The following is a 21,920-nucleotide window of genomic DNA, read 5'->3' as shown; positions in this document are numbered from 1 at the left end:
CCGTCTGAAAACGTTTTTGCCGTCGATTCAGACAATTCGTGCCATCAATAAATCGTGCATGTTCAGCGCACCAATCAGCACGCCGTTTTCTTCGACCACCAGCAAACCGTTCACATGGCCGCTTTGCATGGCTTTCAAAGCTTCGGTGGCAAGGCGGTCGGCAGAGATGGTTTTCGGAGAGGCGTGCATGATGTCGTCCACTTTCAAACCGGCAAAGCTGTCGCGTTCTTGAAACAGACGGCGCAAATCGCCATCGGTAAATACGCCTTTCAGACGGCCTTCGGCATCGGTTACCGCCAACATGCCCAAGCCTTTTTCACTCATGCGGACAATGGCTTCTTTCAACGGCGTACCCAACAAAACGGCAGGCAGGGCTTCGTCTTTGTGCATGATATCCGCCACGCGCAGCAACAGGCGCTTACCCAAGCTGCCGGCCGGATGGCTTAAAGCAAAATCGTCCGGCGTAAACGCACGCGCCTGCAGCAATACCACTGCCAGCGCATCCCCCAACGCCATCACGGCGGTCGTACTGGAAGTCGGCGCAAGGCCGAGCGGGCAGGCTTCTTTGGAAACTGCCGCGGTAATATGGATATCGGCATGACGCGCCATGGTCGAAGTCGGATGAGCAGTGATACAAATAAGCGTGATGTTTTTGCGTTTCAACGCCGGAATAATCGCTGCAATTTCATCGCTTTCGCCGGAATTGGAAATGGCAACCACGACATCGTGGTCCACAATCATGCCCAAATCGCCGTGCGCTGCTTCGGCAGGATGGACGAAAAACGCAGGCGTGCCGGTGGAAGCCATGGTTGCCGCCATTTTGCGGCCGATGTGTCCGGACTTACCCATGCCGGTAATGACCACCCTGCCCTTGCAGTGCAACAACGCTTCCGCCGCACGGACAAAATCATGGTTCAAAGCCGCCGCAATTTCACGCAAACCTTCGGCTTCCGTATCCAATACATCGCGCGCCCAGTCGAGATAAAGTGTGTTTTCCGCCATCAAAGCCGCCTTTCGTGCTTGAATTTAGGTTTGTTTTGCCCAAATTAATCGGCTGTAAACTGTTCAAATTCATCGAATCGGCGTAGCATTACCGCCACTTCACAAACAAACCTATTATGTAAAAGGAATCAGAGATGACTATTTTATCGGACGTTAAAGCATTAGGACAACAAATCTGGTTGGACAATCTCTCCCGTTCGCTGGTACAAAGCGGCGAATTGGCAGAAATGCTGAAGCAAGGTGTGTGTGGCGTAACTTCCAATCCTGCCATTTTCCAAAAAGCCTTTGCCGGAGACGCCCTGTACGCCGATGAAGTAGCCGCGCTCAAACAGCAGGACCTGACCCCGAAACAACGCTACGAAACCATGGCGGTTGCCGACGTACAAGCCGCCTGCGACGTGTGCCTTGCCGAACATGAATCCACCGGCGGCAAAACCGGCTTCGTCAGCCTCGAAGTTTCGCCTGAATTATCCAAAGACGCACAAGGCACGGTTGAAGAAGCGCGCCGCCTGCACGCCGCCATCGGCCGCAAAAATGCCATGATTAAAGTACCGGCAACCGACGAAGGCATCGAAGCACTCGAAACCCTCGTTTCAGACGGCATCAGCGTCAACCTGACCCTGCTTTTCTCCCGAGCCCAAACCCTCAAAGCCTATGCAGCCTACACGCGCGGCATTGCCAAACGTTTGGAAGCAGGACACGACGTTTCCCATATCCAAGTTGTCGCCAGCTTCTTTATTTCCCGTGTCGATGCCGCATTGGACGCCACCCTGCCTGACCACCTCAAAGGCAAAATCGCCATTGCGCTGGCCAAAGCCGCCTATCAAGATTGGGCGCAATACTTCGGCAGCAGCGAATTTGCCGTACTTGCCGAAAAAGGTGCCAACCGCGTACAACTTCTGTGGGCATCTACCGGCGTGAAAAACCCTGCCTATCCTGACACTTTGTACGTTGACAGCCTGATTGGCGCCCATACCGTCAACACCGTTCCCGATGCCACACTCAAAGCCTTTATCGACCACGGCACCGCCAAAGCCACGTTAACCGAAGGTGTGAACGAAGCCCAAGCGCAGCTTGCCGAAACCGCGAAACTCGGCATTGATGTTGAAACTTTGGCAACTCGTTTACAGGAAGACGGTTTGAAACAATTTGAAGAAGCCTTCGCCAACCTACTGGCTCCCTTGGCTTAAGCGGATTGAACGGGCGGCAAAGAAACTTAAATCATTTTGAAAAGTCTCAGGCCGTCTGAAACCCAAATTCGGGCGTGTACGGCACACCCTTTTCTATCACGATTTGAATACCGTGCAGGCATACTGCCCCTGCCCTACAAAACCACCCTGCCATGTATATAGGACGTTTTGCCCCCAGCCCTACCGGCCTACTTCATATCGGCTCCCTACTGACCGCCGTTGCCTCCTATGCTGACGCGCGCGCTCATCAGGGTAAATGGCTGGTCCGCATTGAAGACCTTGACCCCCCGCGTGAAATGCCCGGCGCCGCCGACGACATTTTGCGCACGCTTGAAGCTTTCGGCTTTGAGTGGGACGGCGAAATCGCCTATCAAAGCCGCCGTTACGACCTATATCAAGACACCCTCGACCGCCTTAAAGCAGCCGGGCTGGTGTATCCCTGCTATTGCAGCCGCAAAGACTGGCAGGCGGCGGCAACACATGGCGCAGACGGATTTGTGTATAACGGCCGTTGCCGCAATCCTCAGCAAAGACCCGACACGCAAAACAAAACGCCGGCATGGCGCATTCAAGTGCCCGATCGCGTAATCGGTTTTCCAGACGGCATTGTCGGACATTACGCACAAAATCTGGCGCACGACATCGGCGATTTTGTCCTACTTCGTGCCGACGGCTATTGGGCATATCAGCTTGCCGTGGTTGCTGACGATGCCGACCAAGGAATAACGCATATTGTCCGCGGTCAGGACTTGCTCGTTTCCACGCCACGCCAAATCTATCTGCAACAATGCCTCGGCGTTCCCACACCGGCCTACGCCCACCTTCCCCTATTGACCAACAACCAAGGGCAAAAATGGTCGAAACAAACCCTTGCCCCGGCTTTGGATTTGAATCAAAAAGAACAACTCCTACGCCAAGTCCTAACCTACCTCAACCTACCCGATGCACCTACCGTGAACCGTCCGCAGGAATTGCTTGATTGGGCGGTGGTACACTGGCAAATGGACAAAATCCCAAAATCGTCCATTATCACGGACTGAATTAGCGCAATTACAACAAAATTACTCTAGGTATTACAATATTTCATAAAATTATGTAAGTAATCTTCCGATTCATCCCAAACCATGCCCAAGAAGCGAAAAATCATGTATATTTTAAAAATTTCCTAAAATTGTCACAAACTGATAATTTCAAGCTGACAACAACATACGGCTGACGCGTTATCAAGGACGACAAAGCGCGACAGATCTCCCACGATACAACAAAAAGAATACCGCTATGCCAAGTGCCATTATTGTAGAAGACGAAGTATTAGCAGCAGAACGCTTACGTGTATTATTGGAAGAGTGCAATGTCGTACTGCTCAACGTCTTTCACCATGCCATGCCAGCATTGGAGTGGCTGAGCGTCCACGAAGTTGACATCGTCTTTGCCGACATCGGCATGCCGGAAATCGACGGTCTCGAATTTGTCGAACGCATTAAGCGTACCGCCAAGCGCCAGCCGGAAATTGTCTTCACCACAGCCTACGAAGAACACGCCCTGCGCGCATTTGAGCTGGCTGCCGCAGACTATCTGCTCAAACCGATCAAAATGACCCGCCTGCAAACCGCGCTTGACCGCATCATCGAGAAAAACCGCGAAAAAGCAGACAGTTTTACCCATTTCAAAGTGTACAACCGCGAACGCATGGTTGAAATTCCATGGCAACAGGCGCGTTACCTGATGGCGGAACACAAAACCGTCTATCTGTTTACTGGCGACGGCCAAAGCTACGAATTACCGAAGACCTTGGTTTACTGGGAAGAATTGCTGGGCGACAAAGTCATCCGCATCCACCGCAATGCCCTCGTCTTCCGCCACACCCTCGACAGTCTGATTCGACTGGACGATGACGAAAACGATGAATCCGCATCCACGTGGAGCGCTAAAATTCTCGATATTCCGACCCCGTTGCCCGTCAGCCGCCGGCAACTCTCCACCCTGCGGAAAATCATTAAAAACAGCATCTAACAATGCGCTCCTTGACTCGTTCTCTTTAAATCAAAGGCCGTCTGAAAAGATACTTTTCAGACGGCCTTTTAACTTATCAGCCAAATGGTAGAAATTTAAAAAAAGAATAGTCCAAATCTGTCGTTTAGCTCTATCCAAGCTTTCAATTTGATCAAAGCTTGTTTTGCCCTCAAACAAGCTTTTCTATCCACCAATCCAACATTTTTGAATTACTACTACTCAACAGAAAAGGCCGTCTGAAAAATTCAGACGGCCTCGATATTCAAGCCTTACAAATTAAAAGAACAATTCACGCCAGCTGATACGTTTGAGTCCGCATGTACGGCCTTCTACTTTTAGGCTGACCAGTTGGTTAGACAAGAGACTGCGATCACCTTTGGTTGCAAAACATTTATTATTTGGCACGCTCGGCGTGGCGTTCAGCTCCTTATCCGTACCCGTGCCACCACTATCGCCATCGGCAGTTACCGGAGAATCGTCGGCTTTACTGGAATTCATATAAGTAAAGTTGATAACGCCATCAAAAGTCATACCGTTGGCGTAATCAATCTGGCCATTATTCTCGCGCCTGATAAACTTACGATCCTTACTGGAGATACGAGCATCACGCAAGCCCAAACGGCCGCCGTTTTCGGCATTTACGCCCAGAATAATCGTTTTCGCTGTCGTTTGTGTGGACGTGCTGTCCGGCAAACAAACATCGGTACTGGAAGAATCAGTATGAATTGTTTTGCTTTCATACTTACGAATGGTCAGAACAGCTGTACGCAAAATCATCGTCGGTTTGACAGTCACACGTTCATTCGGACCTAAAGTCAGACTCCAGCCTTTTTTGCCTTCACCAACCTTATTGTTGCTGACATAAATATGTTCGCCGTCACTTTCTCTGGTTTGCTGCTCCAACTCACTGCTGTTTGCCAAAACCGCTTTTTTAGATTCATCAGTAGACACATCGTCGTAAATACCATAAACGGCATTGATTTGTCCGTTGGTACCTTCTAGTTCATTCTGATAAATCTCGCTACCCGTACCAAAAATGACGACATACTTGTCTTTACCACGACGTGATACCGCAGGCGCAGACGTAATCGGTTGATTACCCGAACCTTGGAAAATCATTTGCGCCGACCATTCAGACGGGGTTTTACCTCTCAAGTCGAAGCGGAACATATTGCCATAACGGTCGCCTGCATAGGCAATATCGACAATACCGTCAAAATCGGTGTCTACCAAAGTGGGGGTGGAGAGGCCACCTTTGCCATTCGGTGCAGGAATTTTAGCCAAGAGATTACCGGCACTAGAAACATTTTTGCCGGTATCTTGCGTACCAGCTTCTTTACCTGTCATATCATAGACATATAAAGCCGTTTCATTGTCGACACTGTTCACATCTTCAGTACGATAGCCGCTGGCCAAGAAACCCGCATAGCGCACATCAGATTTCAAATTGACCGGAGTGGTATCGCGCTTGATGGAAACACGGCCGATTTGTGTCGAACCAATGGTATAACCCAGCTTATTGCCAGTGCCTTTTTTTGTTTCAAACAAAGGCACAGTCGTATTCCAACTACTACGATCACTGTTAGCTACCGCATCAATATTCAACGCATATGCACCGCGTCCGCCCTGACCCATTGCACCAAACATAAAGGTTTGTTTATCAGGTGTTTGACGGAGAACAAAGCCACCATTGACCATATAGCGGTGTGGCGTGCTGGAGCCATAGCCCTCACGAGCAATATCCTTCAGGACTTTGCCCAAAGTTGTTGCTTGACCTTTCTCGTCCTCACGTTCCATACCTGCCGGAATATAGCTGAGTTTCAAGTCATAAGGATTGCTAGGCGTACCATTACGGAAAATATGTACCATACCGTCATTGGCAGCGGCAACCAAAAACTCTTGACGGTTGTCGCGCTTATTGCCAATAGCCGCAACCGAACCGTCTAAAATATCGCCCAAATTACGTTCATCTTTATTTGGATCATTAGGGTCAGTCGGACGGATACGATAAGACTGACTATAACCTTTTGCCTCTGCATCCGCTTTGATGGCTTCATCACTACCTGCTCGGCCAGTCCATTTCAACAATGCATTTTTCCATTCCAACTTCAACTCATCTTTCGCACTGCCGTCTGAAATGCCAAAATCGGCGTTTGAAGCCTCATTATCTGCAACGCTATCGATGAAATAGGTCTTACTGCCATCATTAACCAAAGTAAGACGGTTATTAAATGATGGCTGAACAAACTCAGTCGTATTAATAGGCGTACCATTGCGGTTTAATTTATAAAACCGCAACTGACTGCTCCAAGAGCCGGTATTTAAATGAACCGTTGCCGCCATATTGGGAATACCTGTACTGGTCGTCACCGGCGCAGTTGAAGCTGCCCCTTCAAATTTCATTATTTTGCTGTCAGTTTCAATATTGTCGATAATGGTTTTAAAGGCCTCAAGCAACTTTTCAGGTTTTGAGGCATTGAAATACCATTCCGGGCGACTGGCACCCTTTTCCAGATAATCTCTCCCGACTTTAGAGATTCCCTCACCAAAGCCCACGGTAAAAGTCTGAACCAATTGCTTGCTATAATCTACGCCCTTAGGATCGCTTGGATCACCATCCCAGCTCTTGCCTGCAGCATCTCGACGATCCTCTGGCTTAATCGCAGCATCTAGACGATTTTCTGACTTAATCGCAGGTTTAATATCTTTTTCTGCCAAAGTCTGGCTAAAGAAACGCATACCGCGTTTTTCATCCTCATAGTTCCTATCCCAATAAGGAACAATAATTTCGCCAATGCCTTTGACTTCTCGTTTACCATCTTTTTCACCTAAAAGCACCCAATCCCCTGAATCATCATCTTTTGCATAATCAGTATATTGGCATTGAAACTTTTTCTTCCCTTCAGGAGTATCCAATCTCGGATCATAATTTGGCAGATCAAAATATACTTCACCTTTAAGGCCGATTCCTGAAAATTCCTTACCTTGCCCATGTTTATTTTCATAAGCTTTTACTTCAGACGGCCCAAAATATTCATAGACCTCATCCGAGCTACGATCAATAGCACGGTAATAGTTTGAATAATAATATTTTCGGTCATAATTGAAGTTAGTATTGGGAGATTTACGTGGGTCTTCTCCAGAGGCCTGATTGCTACAACTCATATTGGCATCGCCATCAGAAACCACGACAACATAGGATTTTTGACAACGGTATTTAATATTTGGAATAACGAAATTTTTGACAACTTCATAATAACGGCGCGTTGTCGGCGTAGCTTGGTAAGCCAACATCTCGTCTACCTTTTTCCTGACATATTCCCAGTTTCGACCGGCAGAACCATCCGTAAAGCCATCAGAATCCTTCATATCGCCTTTGTCATCGTCGGGGCTAGACAATTCTGCATATGCGTAAAGAGCATTATCCTTTTTCCTTTTTTCCTCATCCCATTTCCAATACCGAGGATTATTATGTAAAGTCTGCAAGCCCCAGTTAAACTGATCTTTATACCGCTCCAAAATCTTCTTTAATGCCGATTTTGCAATATTGATTTTTCTATTCTTATCATCTACATGATATTCACCCTTAGCATCAGCCAACATACTGCCCGAGTCATCAATCAAAAACATAATATTGTGTTTGACTCTGGGCTGGCCAATAGGCTCGTTTACGTTTTTCAGGTAAAACGGAATTTCGGCAAAACCATTCTTTTCTTTAGATTGCTGGGGATTTGCCTGAACGGAAAAGCTAATGAGGGCTAAAGCGGAAGCGATGCTTGCATGAATGAGGCGATGGCGGCCTGATGGAGCGTTTTGCATAATGTGTTCTTTTTTCATCGGATAATCTCAGTTAAAAATGACGTTGTTTTTATTTTTTATGGGGCTACGATTTTAGCATAAACAGCCTGTTTCATGTTTGATTCGGCTGAATTTCCCTAAGCGCGCATTTCAAGCACAACAAAAATGAAACAATCTGCCTGCTCAGTTTTCAGACGGCCTGACTGAATATTTAGTTCAACCTTATTCATCAGGCATTCCAAAAGCAAGGGACTGTACCGTAAAGATAAAACGTTTTTAAATTATCGATTATTGGCTCTACGCTTGAAATTCCTATTACTTTGACTTAAAATACACTGCTTCTACGGCATAGACCGCTATGTCTGAAAAAGCACGTTACACAGCAAAATCAAAGCTGCGGAGCGTGTTTTTTTTTAGCCGAGATTTCCGAAGGCTGTCTTTTTTGTAAACAATTTTTATTTTTCAGACGGCCTGACCCATTTTTTTTCGAACCGACCATCATCAGGCAAACAGGATTCCATCATGACCACTCCGGCTCTTCTCGTTCTCGCTGACGGCAGCGTATTTCACGGCACATCAATCGGTTACGAAGGTTCGACTTCCGGCGAAGTCGTGTTCAACACTTCCATGACCGGCTATCAGGAAATCCTGACCGACCCTTCCTACTGCAAACAAATCGTTACCCTTACCTACCCACACATCGGCAACACCGGCACCAACGCCGAAGATGAAGAAAGCCGCTGCGTTTACGTCGCCGGTTTGATTATCCGCGACTTGCCGCTCTTGCACAGCAACTTCCGCGCATCCGAAAGCCTGCACGACTATTTGGTACGCAACAAAACCGTCGCCATCGCCGATATCGATACCCGCCGCCTGACCACCCTGTTGCGTGAAAAAGGCGCGCAAGGCGGTGCAATCTTGACCGGTGCGGACGCTACGGTTGAAAAAGCACAAGAACTGATTGCCGCATTCGGCAGCATGGTCGGCAAAGACTTGGCAAAAGAAGTTTCCTGCACAGAAACTTACGAATGGACCGAAGGCGAATGGGAATTGGGCAAAGGTTTCGTTACACCTTCCGAACAGCCTTACCACGTCGTCGCCTACGATTTCGGCGTGAAAACCAACATCCTGCGCATGCTCGCCTCACGCGGCTGCCGCCTGACCGTCGTTCCCGCACAAACCAGCGCGGAAGACGTCTTGGCACTCAATCCTGACGGCGTATTCCTATCCAACGGCCCCGGCGACCCCGAGCCTTGCGGCTACGCCATCAAAGCCGTACAAAAACTGATGGAAAGCGGCAAACCGATTTTCGGCATTTGCTTAGGACACCAACTGATCAGCCTCGCCATCGGCGCCAAAACCCTGAAAATGCGCTTCAGCCATCACGGTGCCAACCACCCTGTACAAGATTTAGACAGCGGCAAAGTCGTCATCACCAGCCAAAACCACGGTTTCGCCGTCGATGCCGACACTCTGCCCACCAACGCACGCATTACCCACAAATCCTTGTTCGACAACACCTTGCAAGGCATCGAACTGACAGACAAACCTGTATTCTGCTTCCAAGGCCACCCCGAAGCCAGCCCGGGCCCGCAAGACGTCGGCTATCTATTCGACAAATTCATTGACAATATCAAAGCAGCAAAACAATAAAGCTGATTTTTTCAGACGGCCACACTCAACTCGACAACAGGCCGTCTGAAAACCAAACTTCAAAAATATAAATTCAGCCCCCTCTCAACATCTGTACAGCCTGAAAACCCAATCGTCTAATCAGAAAGGAAAACCAATGACTGAAAAACAAATGCACATTCTTTCCGTCACCGCCACCCTGGCCGGCGTCGGTATGTACGTTTCTTATATCCCGCAAATCCAAAACAACCTTGCCGGCAACCCCGGCTCGCCGTTGCAACCCCTCGTCGCCGCCATCAACTGCACATTATGGTTTGCCTACGGCTTTTTGAAAGAAAAACGCGACTACCCCATCATACTGGCAAACGCCCCAGGCATTATTTTGGGTTTGATTACATTTATCACTAGTTTTTAAGGAAGTTTTCAGACGGCCTGTGCAAATCAACATCTGTACAGCCTGAAAACCCAATCGTCTAATCAGAAAGGAAAACCAATGACTGAAAAACAAATGCACATTCTTTCCGTCACCGCCACCCTGGCCGGCGTCGGTATGTACGTTTCTTATATCCCGCAAATCCAAAACAACCTTGCCGGCAACCCCGGCTCGCCGTTGCAACCCCTCGTCGCCGCCATCAACTGCACATTATGGTTTGCCTACGGCTTTTTGAAAGAAAAACGCGACTACCCCATCATACTGGCAAACGCCCCAGGCATTATTTTGGGTTTGATTACATTTATCACTAGTTTTTAAGGAAGTTTTCAGACGGCCTGTGCAACATAAAAACACAAAAGGCCGTCTGAAAAAGAGTCACCAAAATATCAACGGCAGGAATTTTTCAGGTAGCTTTTTATCGAAAGGCAGATGGAACAAACGTCTTAAGCGTTTTTTCAGACTACCTTTGAACCCATCGGTGGGGTATGTACCGCAAGACACACACGCAGTGGGTTGGGATTGCAGGGAAAATGAAGAACGCGTGCGTACCGCACACACCATACATGCGGGCTATGGCTTACTCTCAAGAAGAGTCAACTAATTTTCAGATAACTTTTAAAGCAATAAAAGATCATTCAACTCTATATATACATTACTGCATCTTAAAGACTTATCATGATTACTTTAAAAAAAGATAGAAACTTAGTTTACATAAAAAACTGGTCTGACTTAGAAGAAATGGCTGGTTTTAGAAGAGAGATAAATCCAGAAGAAACCAAATTAAAAGAAATTATAGGTCAGTATAGTGGAGAACATGGAAAAGTTATATGTGGATTGAAAAATTGCCACACCCAACATCAAAATGGTTACATTGTAGTATCTACTGATGGACATATTACAAATATTGGAAAAGATTGTGGTGAAAAATATTTTGGGGTTGATTTTAAAACTATGTCATCGAAATTAACTCAAGATATCAAAGACTACACTAATCGAGAAGAATTACATACCTTCAATTTAAACAACTTAAATGAATGGTGTGAGACACGACTTAAAATTGCAAAAAATATTAATCGATATATTAGTCAATTAAGAGATGGCAAAGAAATTCCGGAAACTGTTCGAAAAAAAATTTCAAAAATGTCTAGAGATAGGACTTATCAAATAACAATTGAAAGAGAACTGACAGAAAAAGAAAAAGCTATCTACGAAAATATAGGTAGGACCGGAATTAAATATATCGAAGAAAATATAGCTACAGTTTCTGGTATAGAAGCAATGTATGATCAGAATAATTTAAAACTTCTAATTACTGATACACTAAAAAAATTTATAGAAAATTTCCCAATAGATAAAATTGATTTATTATCATCCAAAGACTTAGCATATTGGGCAAAGGAAGTAAAAGAAATTCCAAATTTAAAAAATAAAATAGATACCGCCATTAAATTTTGCGTTAATTTCCTAACCTTTGAGAATTTATTGCCATTTGAAAAAATTATTGAGAAACAGGAGGAAGTTGCAGAATGGCATAACTTTCTCAATTCATTGAAAACATTACCTTCAGTTAAAATAGATTAACTTTAGACTTAATCCAACAGGAAACATCATGCCTAAACGTACCGACCTAAAATCCATCCTTATCATCGGCGCCGGCCCTATCGTTATCGGTCAGGCCTGCGAATTTGACTATTCGGGCGCACAGGCCTGCAAAGCCTTGCGTGAAGAAGGCTATAAAGTCATTCTGGTGAATTCCAACCCCGCCACCATCATGACCGACCCTGAAATGGCGGATGTTACCTACATCGAGCCGATTATGTGGCAGACGGTGGAGAAGATTATCGCCAAAGAGCGTCCTGATGCGATTCTGCCCACGATGGGCGGTCAGACTGCGCTGAACTGTGCGCTGGATTTGGCGCGCAACGGCGTGTTGGCGAAATACAATGTTGAATTAATCGGTGCAACCGAAGACGCGATTGACAAGGCGGAAGACCGCGGCCGCTTTAAAGAAGCGATGGAAAAAATCGGTTTGTCTTGCCCGAAATCTTTTGTCTGCCACACCATGAACGAGGCTTTGGCAGCGCAAGAACAGGTCGGCTTCCCTACTCTGATTCGCCCTTCTTTCACCATGGGCGGTTCGGGCGGCGGCATTGCCTACAACAAAGACGAGTTTTTGGCGATTTGCGAACGCGGTTTTGATGCATCGCCTACTCATGAGTTGCTGATTGAGCAATCCGTTCTCGGCTGGAAAGAGTACGAAATGGAAGTTGTACGCGATAAAAACGACAACTGCATCATCATTTGCTCGATTGAAAACTTCGACCCGATGGGCGTGCATACCGGCGACTCCATCACTGTTGCACCTGCACAAACATTGACCGACAAAGAATACCAAATCATGCGTAATGCTTCGTTGGCAGTATTGCGCGAAATCGGCGTGGATACCGGCGGCTCAAACGTTCAGTTTGCAGTAAACCCTGAAAACGGCGAGATGATTGTCATTGAGATGAACCCGCGCGTAAGCCGTTCTTCCGCGTTGGCATCTAAAGCAACCGGCTTCCCGATTGCGAAGGTGGCGGCGAAACTGGCTGTCGGTTTTACGCTGGACGAGTTGCGCAACGACATTACCGGCGGCCGCACCCCAGCTTCGTTCGAGCCTTCTATCGACTATGTCGTGACCAAAATCCCGCGTTTTGCGTTTGAAAAATTCCCCGCTGCAGACGACCGCCTGACCACGCAGATGAAATCGGTGGGCGAAGTAATGGCGATGGGCCGTACCATTCAAGAAAGCTTCCAAAAAGCCCTGCGCGGTTTGGAAACCGGCTTGTGCGGCTTCAACCCTCGCAGCGAAGACAAAGCGGAAATCCGCCGCGAACTGGCCAACCCTGGCCCTGAACGTATGCTGTTTGTGGCAGACGCGTTCCGCGCGGGCTTCACGCTGGAAGAAATCCACGAAATCTGTGCCATCGACCCTTGGTTCTTGGCGCAAATCGAAGACTTGGTAAAAGAAGAAAAATCGGTTTCAGACGGCCAGTTGCAAGACTTAGATTACGCCGCTTTACGCCGTCTGAAACGCAAAGGCTTCTCTGACAAACGTTTGGCACAATTGTTGAACGTAAGCGAAAAAGAAGTCCGCGAACACCGCTACGCGCTGAACTTGCATCCTGTCTATAAACGCGTCGATACCTGCGCCGCCGAGTTTGCCACCGAAACCGCCTACCTCTACTCCACTTACGAAGAAGAATGCGAATCCCGTCCTTCCGACCGTAAAAAAGTGATGATCCTCGGCGGTGGTCCAAACCGTATCGGCCAAGGTATCGAATTTGACTACTGCTGCGTTCATGCCGCACTCGCCCTGCGCGAATCCGGTTTTGAAACTATCATGGTCAACTGTAACCCGGAAACCGTATCCACCGACTTCGACACCAGCGACCGCCTGTACTTCGAGCCGCTGACCTTGGAAGACGTATTGGAAATCGTCCGCACCGAAAACCCATGGGGCGTGATTGTTCATTACGGCGGCCAAACCCCGCTCAAACTGGCCAATGCTTTGGTGGCAAACGGCGTGAACATCATTGGTACATCTGCCGACAGCATCGACGCTGCCGAAGACCGCGAACGCTTCCAAAAAGTATTGAACGACTTAGGCCTGCGTCAACCGCCTAACCGCATCGCCCACAACGAAGAAGAAGCCCTCGTTAAAGCCGAAGAAATCGGTTATCCGTTGGTTGTCCGTCCTTCTTATGTACTCGGCGGCCGCGCCATGCAGATTGTTCACTCTGCCGAAGAGTTGCAAAAATACATGCGCGAAGCCGTACAAGTTTCCGAAGACAGCCCTGTATTGCTCGACTTCTTCTTGAACAACGCCATCGAAGTGGACGTAGACTGCGTTTCAGACGGCCAAGATGTCGTTATCGGCGGCATCATGCAACACGTCGAACAAGCAGGTATCCACTCCGGCGACTCCGGCTGCTCATTGCCTCCATACTCATTGGACGAAGAAATTCAAGACGAAATCCGCCGTCAAACCAAAGCCATGGCATACGCACTGGGCGTGGTCGGCTTGATGAACGTACAGTTTGCCGTACAAGACGGCGTGGTCTTCGTACTGGAAGTGAACCCACGCGCCAGCCGTACCGTACCGTTCGTATCCAAAGCCACCGGCGTACCGCTCGCCAAAGTCGGCGCACGCGTGATGGCAGGCATTTCGCTGAAAGAGCAAGGCGTAGAAAAAGAAGTCATCCCGGACTTCTACGCTGTTAAAGAAGCCGTGTTCCCATTCATCAAATTCCCGGGTGTGGACACCATTCTCGGCCCTGAAATGCGCTCTACCGGCGAAGTCATGGGCGTAGGCGCAAGCTTCGGCGAAGCATACTTCAAAGCCCAACTCGGGGCAGGCGAACGCTTGAGCACAACAGGCAAAGTGTTCCTCGCCGTACGCGACGAAGACAAACCGCTCATCGTCAAAACCGCACAAAACTTCCAAGCACTCGGCTACGGTGTTTGCGCCACACGCGGTACCGCCGAATACTTGAAAGAACACGGCATCATCGTGCAAGCGGTCAACAAAGTGCAGGAAGGCCGCCCACACATCGTGGACGCAATTAAAAACGGCGAAATCGCACTGGTAGTCAACACCGTCGGCAGCACAGTGCAATCTGTTACCGACAGCCACAGCATCCGCCGTACTTCCCTCACCCAACGCGTACCGCAATACACCACCATCGCCGGCGGCGAAGCCATGAGCGAAGGTGCAAAAAGCCGCGAACACTTGGGCGTGTACAGCGTACAGGAACTGCATGGCCGTCTGAAAAACAAAGCCTAATCAATCCTATCGGATTTAAATAGTTAAAAGGCCGTCTGAAACCTGATTGCTCAGTTTCAGACGGCCTTTCTGCAAAAAGAAGAAAAACGTAATGAAACAAACTATTCAAGAAAGACTGACTCAAATTTCACTTGCCGAACCACTGCATTTTCTGCTGGCGGCGGAGAGCGGAAGCCGCGCATGGGGCTTTGCTTCGCCCGACAGCGATTATGACGTTCGCGCCATTTATATCCGTCCACAGGAACATTATCTGCAAATCGATGAAGCAAAAGATACGTTTGAATTTATTGAAAACCAATGGTTTGACGTAGGCGGCTGGGACATCCGCAAGGCTTTGCGCCTGTTGAGAAAAAGCAATGCTGTATTGCTGGAGTGGTTTCGTTCGCCGATTGTTTATACACAAGATGAGGCATTCATAGGCCGTCTGAACGAACTTGCACCCCAATACGTCCAAGCCGCCGCGTTGTTGCACCATTATCGCGGTATCGCCGGCAATGCTTTGAAAGCCATGGATTTGGCGCAGCCGATTAAATTGAAGAAATGGTTTTACGTCTTACGCCCTTTATTGGCGGCACGCTGGGCAGTGAAACAAGGCGGTATTCCGCCAATGACTTTGGTCGAGTTGATGAATGAGTGGCAGACAAATTGTGCCACCCAAATTACTGATCTGGTTGCATTAAAAGCAGGTCAGGACGAAAGTTATCTGCACACATTATCGCCAGAGCTGCAAAAGCTGACTATTGATCTATATAACGAAGTTTCTGCCTTGTCTGCCTCTACTGCCGAACCTGCCGAACCTGCCGAACCTGCCAATAGTGGGCCTTTGAACGAATTATTCCGTTCCACCTTGGCAACCATTTATCCGTAAAAGGCCGTCTGAATATGCTGACCCTCGAAGACTTGCACACGCAAAACCTGATTCTGCTTGAAGCCGTGTCCGGCAGCCGTGCCTACGGTTTGGCAACGCCCGAGTCCGATACCGACATCAAAGGCGTGTTTTACCTGCCCAAATCCATGTTTTACGGTATGGAATACATCCCGCAAATCAGCAATGAAACCAACGATATTGTGTATTACGAACTGGGACGGTTTATCGAATTGCTGCTGCAAAGCAATCCGAACACGCTGGAGCTGCTGGCTTCCCCTTCCGACTGTGTGCGATACCGTTCGCCATTGATGGATGCGTTCAAAACCGAATGGTTTATCTCTAAAACCTGCCAGCAAAGTTTTGCAGGCTATGCCTACGGACAAATCAAAAAAGCACGGGGATTGAATAAAAAAATCAGCAATCCGATGCCGTCTGAAAAGAAAAGCATCCTTGATTTCTGCCACATCGTAGAAGGCGCGCAAACTGTACCGCTGCAACACTGGCTTTCGCAACGCGGAATGGAGCAGCGGCGCATCGGCTTGGTCAAAATCGCCCATGCCCGAGAACTTTATGCCCTGTTTTACGATGCCGACGGCACACTTGGCTACCACGGTATTGCACCCAAACCCGAAGCCACAACGCTTTCACTCAGCACCATTCCAGAAGGTGAAACACCGCTTGCCCATCTATCCTTCAACCAAGACGGATACAGCAGCTACTGCCGCGAATATGCCTCTTATCAACAATGGCTAGTAGAACGCAACGAAACACGCTATCAAGGCACGCAGGCACACGGCCAAGGTTACGATGCAAAAAATATGATGCACACCTTCCGCCTGCTTGAAACTGCGCGCGATATTGCCCTTCATGGCGAAATCCGTCCACGCCGTCCCAATCGTGACGAATTGCTGGCCATCAAGCGCGGTTCTTTTCCTTACAATGAACTGTTGGCGCGTGCAGAAACATTGATTAACGAAGTAGAAAATTTGTTCGCCCAGTCCGATCTGCCGGAAACTGTAAACAGCAGTTTGGCAATCAATGCCCTCGTCGAAATCCGAACCAAGATTTACGGATAAGAGAATCAAAAACAGAGGCCGTCTGAAATTATGTTTTTCCGCTTTTCAGACGGCCTTTTCATATTTCAAATTCCAACCGTCTGTCCATCAAAACAACCTTTTCTGCCATCTCCAAACAAGCAATAACAACATGAAATATAATTTCGTTATTGATTGGATTCATACGACAAAATTGTTGTTTTTTCATCATAATCCCAAAATATCGAGTTTAACGCCTATTCTCCTTGCTTTATAATGGCCGTCCAAAATAAAAATACAATTAAAGCAAAAGCATGTCTTTGCAACTTAAGCAGATTTGCATAATTGAATATATGCTTTAATCATAATAATGATAAAATAATACGGCTTTCCTCTAAATTAAAGGGAAAACTGCACAAGAAACGGAAAATAAAATGAGTGTCGGATTATTGCGTGTTTTGGTTCAAAGCCAGACCATCTCAAATCAACAAGCGGAACATTACAACAACCTTTTACAATCGGGCAAAGAAATCCTGCCCAACCTGTTTTCAGACGGCATCATCTCCCCTAAAGCTTTGGGGGAGTTAGTTGCGCGCGTATTCAGCTATCCCCTTTTGGATTTGCACTACTACCCGCGCAATAATGTAGTCAGCGACATTCTGACGGAAGAGCAAATGGTACAAAACCGTTGCATTCCGATTTTCAAACGCGGACGCAAGGTTTATTTCGCCGTATCCGATCCGACCCAAATCCAAAACTTTCAAAAAATCGCTTTTGCTTCAGGTTTAAGTGTAGACTTGGTAGTGGTTCCAGATGACCAGCTCAGCTCATTGCTGGAATGGCTGGGTCAACGCTCGACCACCATTCTGAAAGAAATCAACGACGAACATGAAGCAACGCAGCAATCTCAATCGCTTTATATCGATAACGAAGAAGCTGAAGACGGCCCTATCCCCCGCTTCATCCACAAAACCTTATCCGATGCCCTGAACGCGGGCGCATCGGACATCCACTTTGAATTCTACGAGCAAATGGCGCGCGTCCGTTTCCGCGTGGACGGACAGTTGCGTGAAGTCGTACAGCCGCCTGTCGCCGTGCGCGGTCAGTTGGCATCGCGCATCAAAGTGATGGCGCGTTTGGATATTTCTGAAAAACGTATTCCGCAAGACGGTAGAATTCAAATTGCCTTCCACAAACACGGCCGTCCGATTGACTTCCGTGTCAGCACTTTGCCGACGCTGTTTGGCGAAAAAGTGGTGATGCGCATCCTAAATTCCGATGGTACATCGCTCAATATCGACCAGCTCGGTTTAGAGCCTTTCCAAAAAGAAATGCTGCTTGAGGCCATCAACCGCCCTTATGGCATGGTGTTAGTTACCGGTCCGACAGGCTCGGGCAAAACCGTTTCGCTCTATACCTGCCTGAGCATTTTGAACACGGAAGATGTCAACATTTCAACGGCAGAAGATCCGGCCGAGATTAACCTGCCGGGCGTCAACCAAGTCAACGTCAATGAAAAACAAGGCCTGACGTTTGCCACCGCACTCCGATCCTTCTTACGTCAAGATCCTGATATTATTATGGTCGGCGAGATCCGCGACTTGGAAACCGCCGACATCGCCATTAAAGCCGCCCAAACCGGCCACATGGTTTTCTCTACCCTGCATACCAATAATGCACCGGCCACCCTGTCCCGCCTTTTGAACATGGGTGTCGCGCCTTTCAACATCGCCAGTTCAGTCAGCCTGATTATGGCGCAAAGGCTGTTGCGCAGACTGTGTCCAAATTGCAAACGCGAAGTTGAGCGCCCGCCGGTTCCGGCATTGAAAAAAGCCGGCTTTACCGATGCGGACTTGGCTCAAGATTGGAAGCTCTACCGCCCTGTTGGTTGCGACAGCTGCCGCGGCAAAGGCTTTAAAGGCCGCGTCGGTATTTATGAAGTCATGCCGGTCAGCGATGAAATGCAAAAAGTCATTATGAACAACGGTACGGAAGTTGATATCATGAACATGGCCTATCAGGAAGGCATGGTAGACCTGCGTCGTGCCGGCCTCATGAAAGTCATGCAGGGCCTGACTTCGTTGGAAGAAGTAACTGCTCATACCAATGACTAAAACTGCCATATTTTCGAAAATTACAATAAAGCGGCACGGGGAAACAGTCCGCTTTATTTCTTACTAACAAGGGATAACTCATGACTCAAGCAGAGCAAAAAAGAAGTCTGTTCGGTTCAAGAAGCAAAGGTAAGCGTTTTACGTTTGAAGGAAAAAACATCGAGACCGAACGTCTTGTCCGCGGCGAAGTAGTTGCCAAAGATGAAGAAGAGGCGCGCAAAAAACTCCAGCGCAGAGGCATTCGTCCTTTGCGCATCAGCAAAGTCAAAACTGCACGCAAACGCCGTATTACCCAAGAAGACATCACGGTGTTTACGCGCCAACTGGCAACGATGATGAAGGCAGGCTTGCCGCTGATGCAGGCTTTTGAAATCGTTGCTCGCGGCCACTCCAATCCGAGCATGACCGAAATGCTGATGCAGGTTCGCTCTGATGTCGAACAAGGTAGCGCATTGGGTAAATCGTTCTCCAAATATCCAAAATATTTCGACCGTTTCTATTGCAATCTGGTCAGCGCAGGCGAGTCCGGCGGCGTACTGGAAAGCCTATTGGACAAACTGGCTGTCTATAAAGAAAAAACCCAAGCCATTAAGAAAAAAGTCAAAACCGCATTGACCTACCCGATTGCCATTATCGTGGTGGCGATTGCGCTTATCTTCATCATGATGATGTTTGTACTGCCTGCCTTTAAAGAAGTTTATGCCAATATGGGTGCAGAGCTGCCAAGCCTTACCCAACTCGTCATGAGCTTGTCTGATTTATTCGTCGACTACGGCTGGATTATGATCATCCTTTTGATTGTTTCCGCCTTCGGCCTGTACAAACTCCATGAAAAATCGCCTACCTTCCAAAAACGAATCGATGCTCTGATTTTGAGACTGCCTGTTTTTGGCACCATTGTCCGAAAAGCGACCATCGCCCGTTGGGCGCGTACGACTTCCACCCTCTTCGCCGCCGGCGTTCCTTTAGTGGAAGTATTAGATTCAGTTGCAGGCGCATCCGGCAATATTCTCTATGAAGAAGCTACTCAAGACATCCGCGCCAAGGTAACCCAAGGTCTGTCGCTGACATCCAGTATGCAAAGTACGGATATGTTCCCCAACATGGTGATCCAAATGGCGGCCATCGGCGAAGAGTCAGGCTCTTTGGATGATATGCTGAACAAAGCAGCCGAATTCTACGAAGATGAAGTAGACAACTCCGTCTCCCGATTGTCTCACTTGATGGAGCCTATCATCATGGTGGTATTGGGTTCGCTCATCGGTATCTTGCTGATTGCCATGTATCTGCCGCTGTTTAACTTGGGTAATGTCGTAGGTTGATATGTTTGATAGTATTTACTCCGCCATCGACACCCTCTCCGTTCTTGCGCCATTCGCTATTCCTTTAGCCGTTATTTTGGGATTACTGATTGGCAGCTTTCTAAACGTTGTTATTTATCGCACGCCGATAATGATGGAACGCGAATGGACACAATTTTCTAAAGAGCATTTGGGCATCGAGCTGACAGACGAAGAAACACAGCCATTTAATCTGCGTAAACCGGATTCACGCTGCCCCAAATGCAAAAGCCCAATCAAACTTTGGCAAAACATCCCTATCCTCAGCTATGTTTTCCTGAGAGGAAAATGTCACTCCTGCAAAACCGCGATCGGCATACGCTATCCGCTGATTGAGCTGCTGACAGGTGTCTTATTCGGTATTGTCGCGTGGCAATACGGCTGGTCATGGGCGACTATTGGCGGATTAATTCTGACTGCCATACTGATTGCACTGACCTTTATCGATGCCGATACGCAATATTTGCCCGACAGCCTGACTCAGCCCCTAATCTGGATCGGCCTGCTGTTTAATCTGAATGACACATTCGTTCCCCTGCATTCAGCCGTTTTAGGCGCAATCGCAGGCTATATGAGCCTTTATACTTTATGCGCCGTCTATAAACTTCTGACCGGTAAAATCGGCATGGGCAATGGCGACTTCAAACTTTTGGCCGCGCTCGGTGCATGGCTGGGCGTAGGTATCTTGCCTGTTCTGATCTTCATGGCTGCCTTGGTCGGACTGGTGGGCGCACTCATTGCCCGCGTCGGCAAAGGTCAATATTTTGCTTTTGGTCCCAGCCTTGCTGTGGCAGGATGGATTATTTTGGTTGCCAATACACCTATTACCCAACTGGTACAATGGTGGCTCATACAATCAGGATTCCGATAATGACATTATGGATAGGCTTGACCGGCGGTATTGGCAGCGGCAAATCATCTATTGCCCAAATGTTTGCCGAGCTTGGCGTACCCATTATTGATGCCGATGCCATCAGCCGTTCACTGACTGCTGAAAACGGCGAAGCCCTTCCAGCCATCCGCCAACTTTTCGGCGATGAGGTTTTTGACAGTGAAGGCCGTCTGAATCGTATGGCTTTACGGGAAGAAGTTTTCAGACGGCCTCAATCAAAAAAACAACTGGAAAATCTGCTTCTGCCGTTAATCTTAAACAAAATCCAACAGCAGAAACAAAAACTTGCTTCCTCTGCCTACGGCATTGTCGATGTACCGCTTTTAATTGAGAATCCGGCATTTAAAGCGGAGACTGACCGCATTTTGGTTGTAGATGTTCCGGAGTCCGTCCAAATCGAACGCGTACACCAACGCAATGGTTTTTCAGAAGAACAAACGCGTCAAATCATGGCCACTCAAGCTTCTCGATCTGACAGACTGCTTCATACCAACGATGTATTGGACAATGCGCATAGCATGGAAGAAGCAAAAATCAAGGTTGCCCGCTTGCATCAATACTATCAATCCATTGCACAAACTCTGAAAGAAACTGCATGACTGCTCCTGTTGTAAAATGTCCGACCTGCCACAAAGAAGTCGTTTGGAACACCGACAGCCCCTACCGCCCTTTCTGCAGCAAACGGTGTAAACTCATTGATTTAGGCGAATGGGCACAAGAAAAATACACTGTTTCTTCAGAAGACGACCCTTTTTCAGACCTATTGAACGGTAAATAAC

General features: G+C 48.0%; 17 protein-coding genes. 15 read left to right on the top strand and 2 right to left on the bottom strand.

What is annotated here, in order from left to right; genetic code table 11:
• Window positions 1-27 precede the first annotated feature (27 nt).
• On the bottom strand, window positions 28-1,002 hold the full coding sequence (locus ACTHSN_RS05690) for a KpsF/GutQ family sugar-phosphate isomerase (RefSeq protein WP_070459486.1): 975 nt from the start codon (window positions 1,000-1,002) through the stop codon (window positions 28-30).
• Window positions 1,003-1,136: 134 nt separating this feature from the next.
• Between ACTHSN_RS05690 and tal the strand changes: the two genes are divergently transcribed.
• From tal to ACTHSN_RS05675, 3 genes are all read left to right on the top strand, one after another.
• Entirely contained in the window at window positions 1,137-2,192 is a 1,056-nt protein-coding gene (gene tal, locus ACTHSN_RS05685; RefSeq protein ID WP_070459489.1) for a transaldolase, read from the top strand.
• Between the two features lie 152 nt (window positions 2,193-2,344).
• A complete protein-coding gene (gene gluQRS / locus ACTHSN_RS05680; protein ID WP_070459492.1) occupies window positions 2,345-3,232 on the top strand; it encodes a tRNA glutamyl-Q(34) synthetase GluQRS in 888 nt (295 codons plus the stop codon).
• 238 nt (window positions 3,233-3,470) lie between these two features.
• Window positions 3,471-4,205 carry a LytR/AlgR family response regulator transcription factor gene (locus ACTHSN_RS05675; RefSeq protein WP_070459495.1) on the top strand — a complete coding sequence of 245 codons (735 nt, stop codon included), beginning with the start codon at window positions 3,471-3,473 and terminating at the stop codon, window positions 4,203-4,205.
• Between the two features lie 276 nt (window positions 4,206-4,481).
• Here the strand turns inward: ACTHSN_RS05675 and pilC are convergent, their stop codons facing one another.
• Window positions 4,482-8,042: a PilC family type IV pilus tip adhesin gene (gene pilC, locus ACTHSN_RS05670; protein WP_070459498.1), complete on the bottom strand. Its 3,561-nt coding sequence runs from the start codon at window positions 8,040-8,042 to the stop codon at window positions 4,482-4,484.
• 483 nt (window positions 8,043-8,525) lie between these two features.
• Between pilC and carA the strand changes: the two genes are divergently transcribed.
• The 12 genes from carA to yacG all read left to right on the top strand — a co-directional run bounded on the left by carA (window position 8,526) and on the right by yacG (window position 21,919).
• Window positions 8,526-9,656 carry a glutamine-hydrolyzing carbamoyl-phosphate synthase small subunit gene (gene carA / locus ACTHSN_RS05665; protein WP_070656162.1) on the top strand — a complete coding sequence of 377 codons (1,131 nt, stop codon included), beginning with the start codon at window positions 8,526-8,528 and terminating at the stop codon, window positions 9,654-9,656.
• A gap of 136 nt (window positions 9,657-9,792) precedes the next feature.
• Window positions 9,793-10,050, top strand: coding sequence for a SemiSWEET family transporter (locus tag ACTHSN_RS05660; RefSeq protein WP_049225703.1), 258 nt, complete (start codon window positions 9,793-9,795; stop codon window positions 10,048-10,050).
• Window positions 10,051-10,128: 78 nt separating this feature from the next.
• On the top strand, window positions 10,129-10,386 hold the full coding sequence (locus ACTHSN_RS05655) for a SemiSWEET family transporter (RefSeq protein ID WP_049225703.1): 258 nt from the start codon (window positions 10,129-10,131) through the stop codon (window positions 10,384-10,386).
• A 357-nt stretch (window positions 10,387-10,743) separates the two neighbouring features.
• Window positions 10,744-11,649, top strand: coding sequence for a hypothetical protein (locus ACTHSN_RS05650; RefSeq protein WP_003748321.1), 906 nt, complete (start codon window positions 10,744-10,746; stop codon window positions 11,647-11,649).
• Window positions 11,650-11,677: 28 nt separating this feature from the next.
• A complete protein-coding gene (carB, locus tag ACTHSN_RS05645) occupies window positions 11,678-14,893 on the top strand; it encodes a carbamoyl-phosphate synthase large subunit (protein ID WP_070824178.1) in 3,216 nt (1,071 codons plus the stop codon).
• A 91-nt stretch (window positions 14,894-14,984) separates the two neighbouring features.
• On the top strand, window positions 14,985-15,761 hold the full coding sequence (locus tag ACTHSN_RS05640) for a nucleotidyltransferase domain-containing protein (RefSeq protein WP_440365161.1): 777 nt from the start codon (window positions 14,985-14,987) through the stop codon (window positions 15,759-15,761).
• 14 nt (window positions 15,762-15,775) lie between these two features.
• A complete protein-coding gene (locus ACTHSN_RS05635) occupies window positions 15,776-16,837 on the top strand; it encodes a nucleotidyltransferase domain-containing protein (protein WP_440365160.1) in 1,062 nt (353 codons plus the stop codon).
• Between the two features lie 392 nt (window positions 16,838-17,229).
• Complete coding sequence (pilB, locus tag ACTHSN_RS05630) at window positions 17,230-18,909, top strand: type IV-A pilus assembly ATPase PilB (RefSeq protein WP_070645567.1); 1,680 nt, start codon at window positions 17,230-17,232, stop codon at window positions 18,907-18,909.
• Between the two features lie 80 nt (window positions 18,910-18,989).
• The gene (locus ACTHSN_RS05625) at window positions 18,990-20,231 is read left to right on the top strand and encodes a type II secretion system F family protein (RefSeq protein WP_440365159.1); all 1,242 of its coding nucleotides are present in this window, start codon (window positions 18,990-18,992) and stop codon (window positions 20,229-20,231) included.
• A gap of 1 nt (window position 20,232) precedes the next feature.
• On the top strand, window positions 20,233-21,120 hold the full coding sequence (locus ACTHSN_RS05620) for a prepilin peptidase (RefSeq protein WP_070459519.1): 888 nt from the start codon (window positions 20,233-20,235) through the stop codon (window positions 21,118-21,120).
• Entirely contained in the window at window positions 21,120-21,740 is a 621-nt protein-coding gene (coaE, locus tag ACTHSN_RS05615) for a dephospho-CoA kinase (protein ID WP_070459522.1), read from the top strand. Before ACTHSN_RS05620 ends, coaE begins: the two co-directional genes overlap by 1 nt.
• Complete coding sequence (yacG, locus tag ACTHSN_RS05610) at window positions 21,737-21,919, top strand: DNA gyrase inhibitor YacG (protein ID WP_070459526.1); 183 nt, start codon at window positions 21,737-21,739, stop codon at window positions 21,917-21,919. Before coaE ends, yacG begins: the two co-directional genes overlap by 4 nt.
• Window position 21,920: the final 1 nt, after the last annotated feature.

This window comes from Neisseria sp. P0009.S010 (assembly GCF_051958545.1).
In the GTDB taxonomy this organism is placed as follows: domain Bacteria; phylum Pseudomonadota; class Gammaproteobacteria; order Burkholderiales; family Neisseriaceae; genus Neisseria; species Neisseria subflava_A.
Note: the sequence above shows the minus strand (reverse complement) of the source record. Positions and strands in the feature narration are given on the sequence as shown.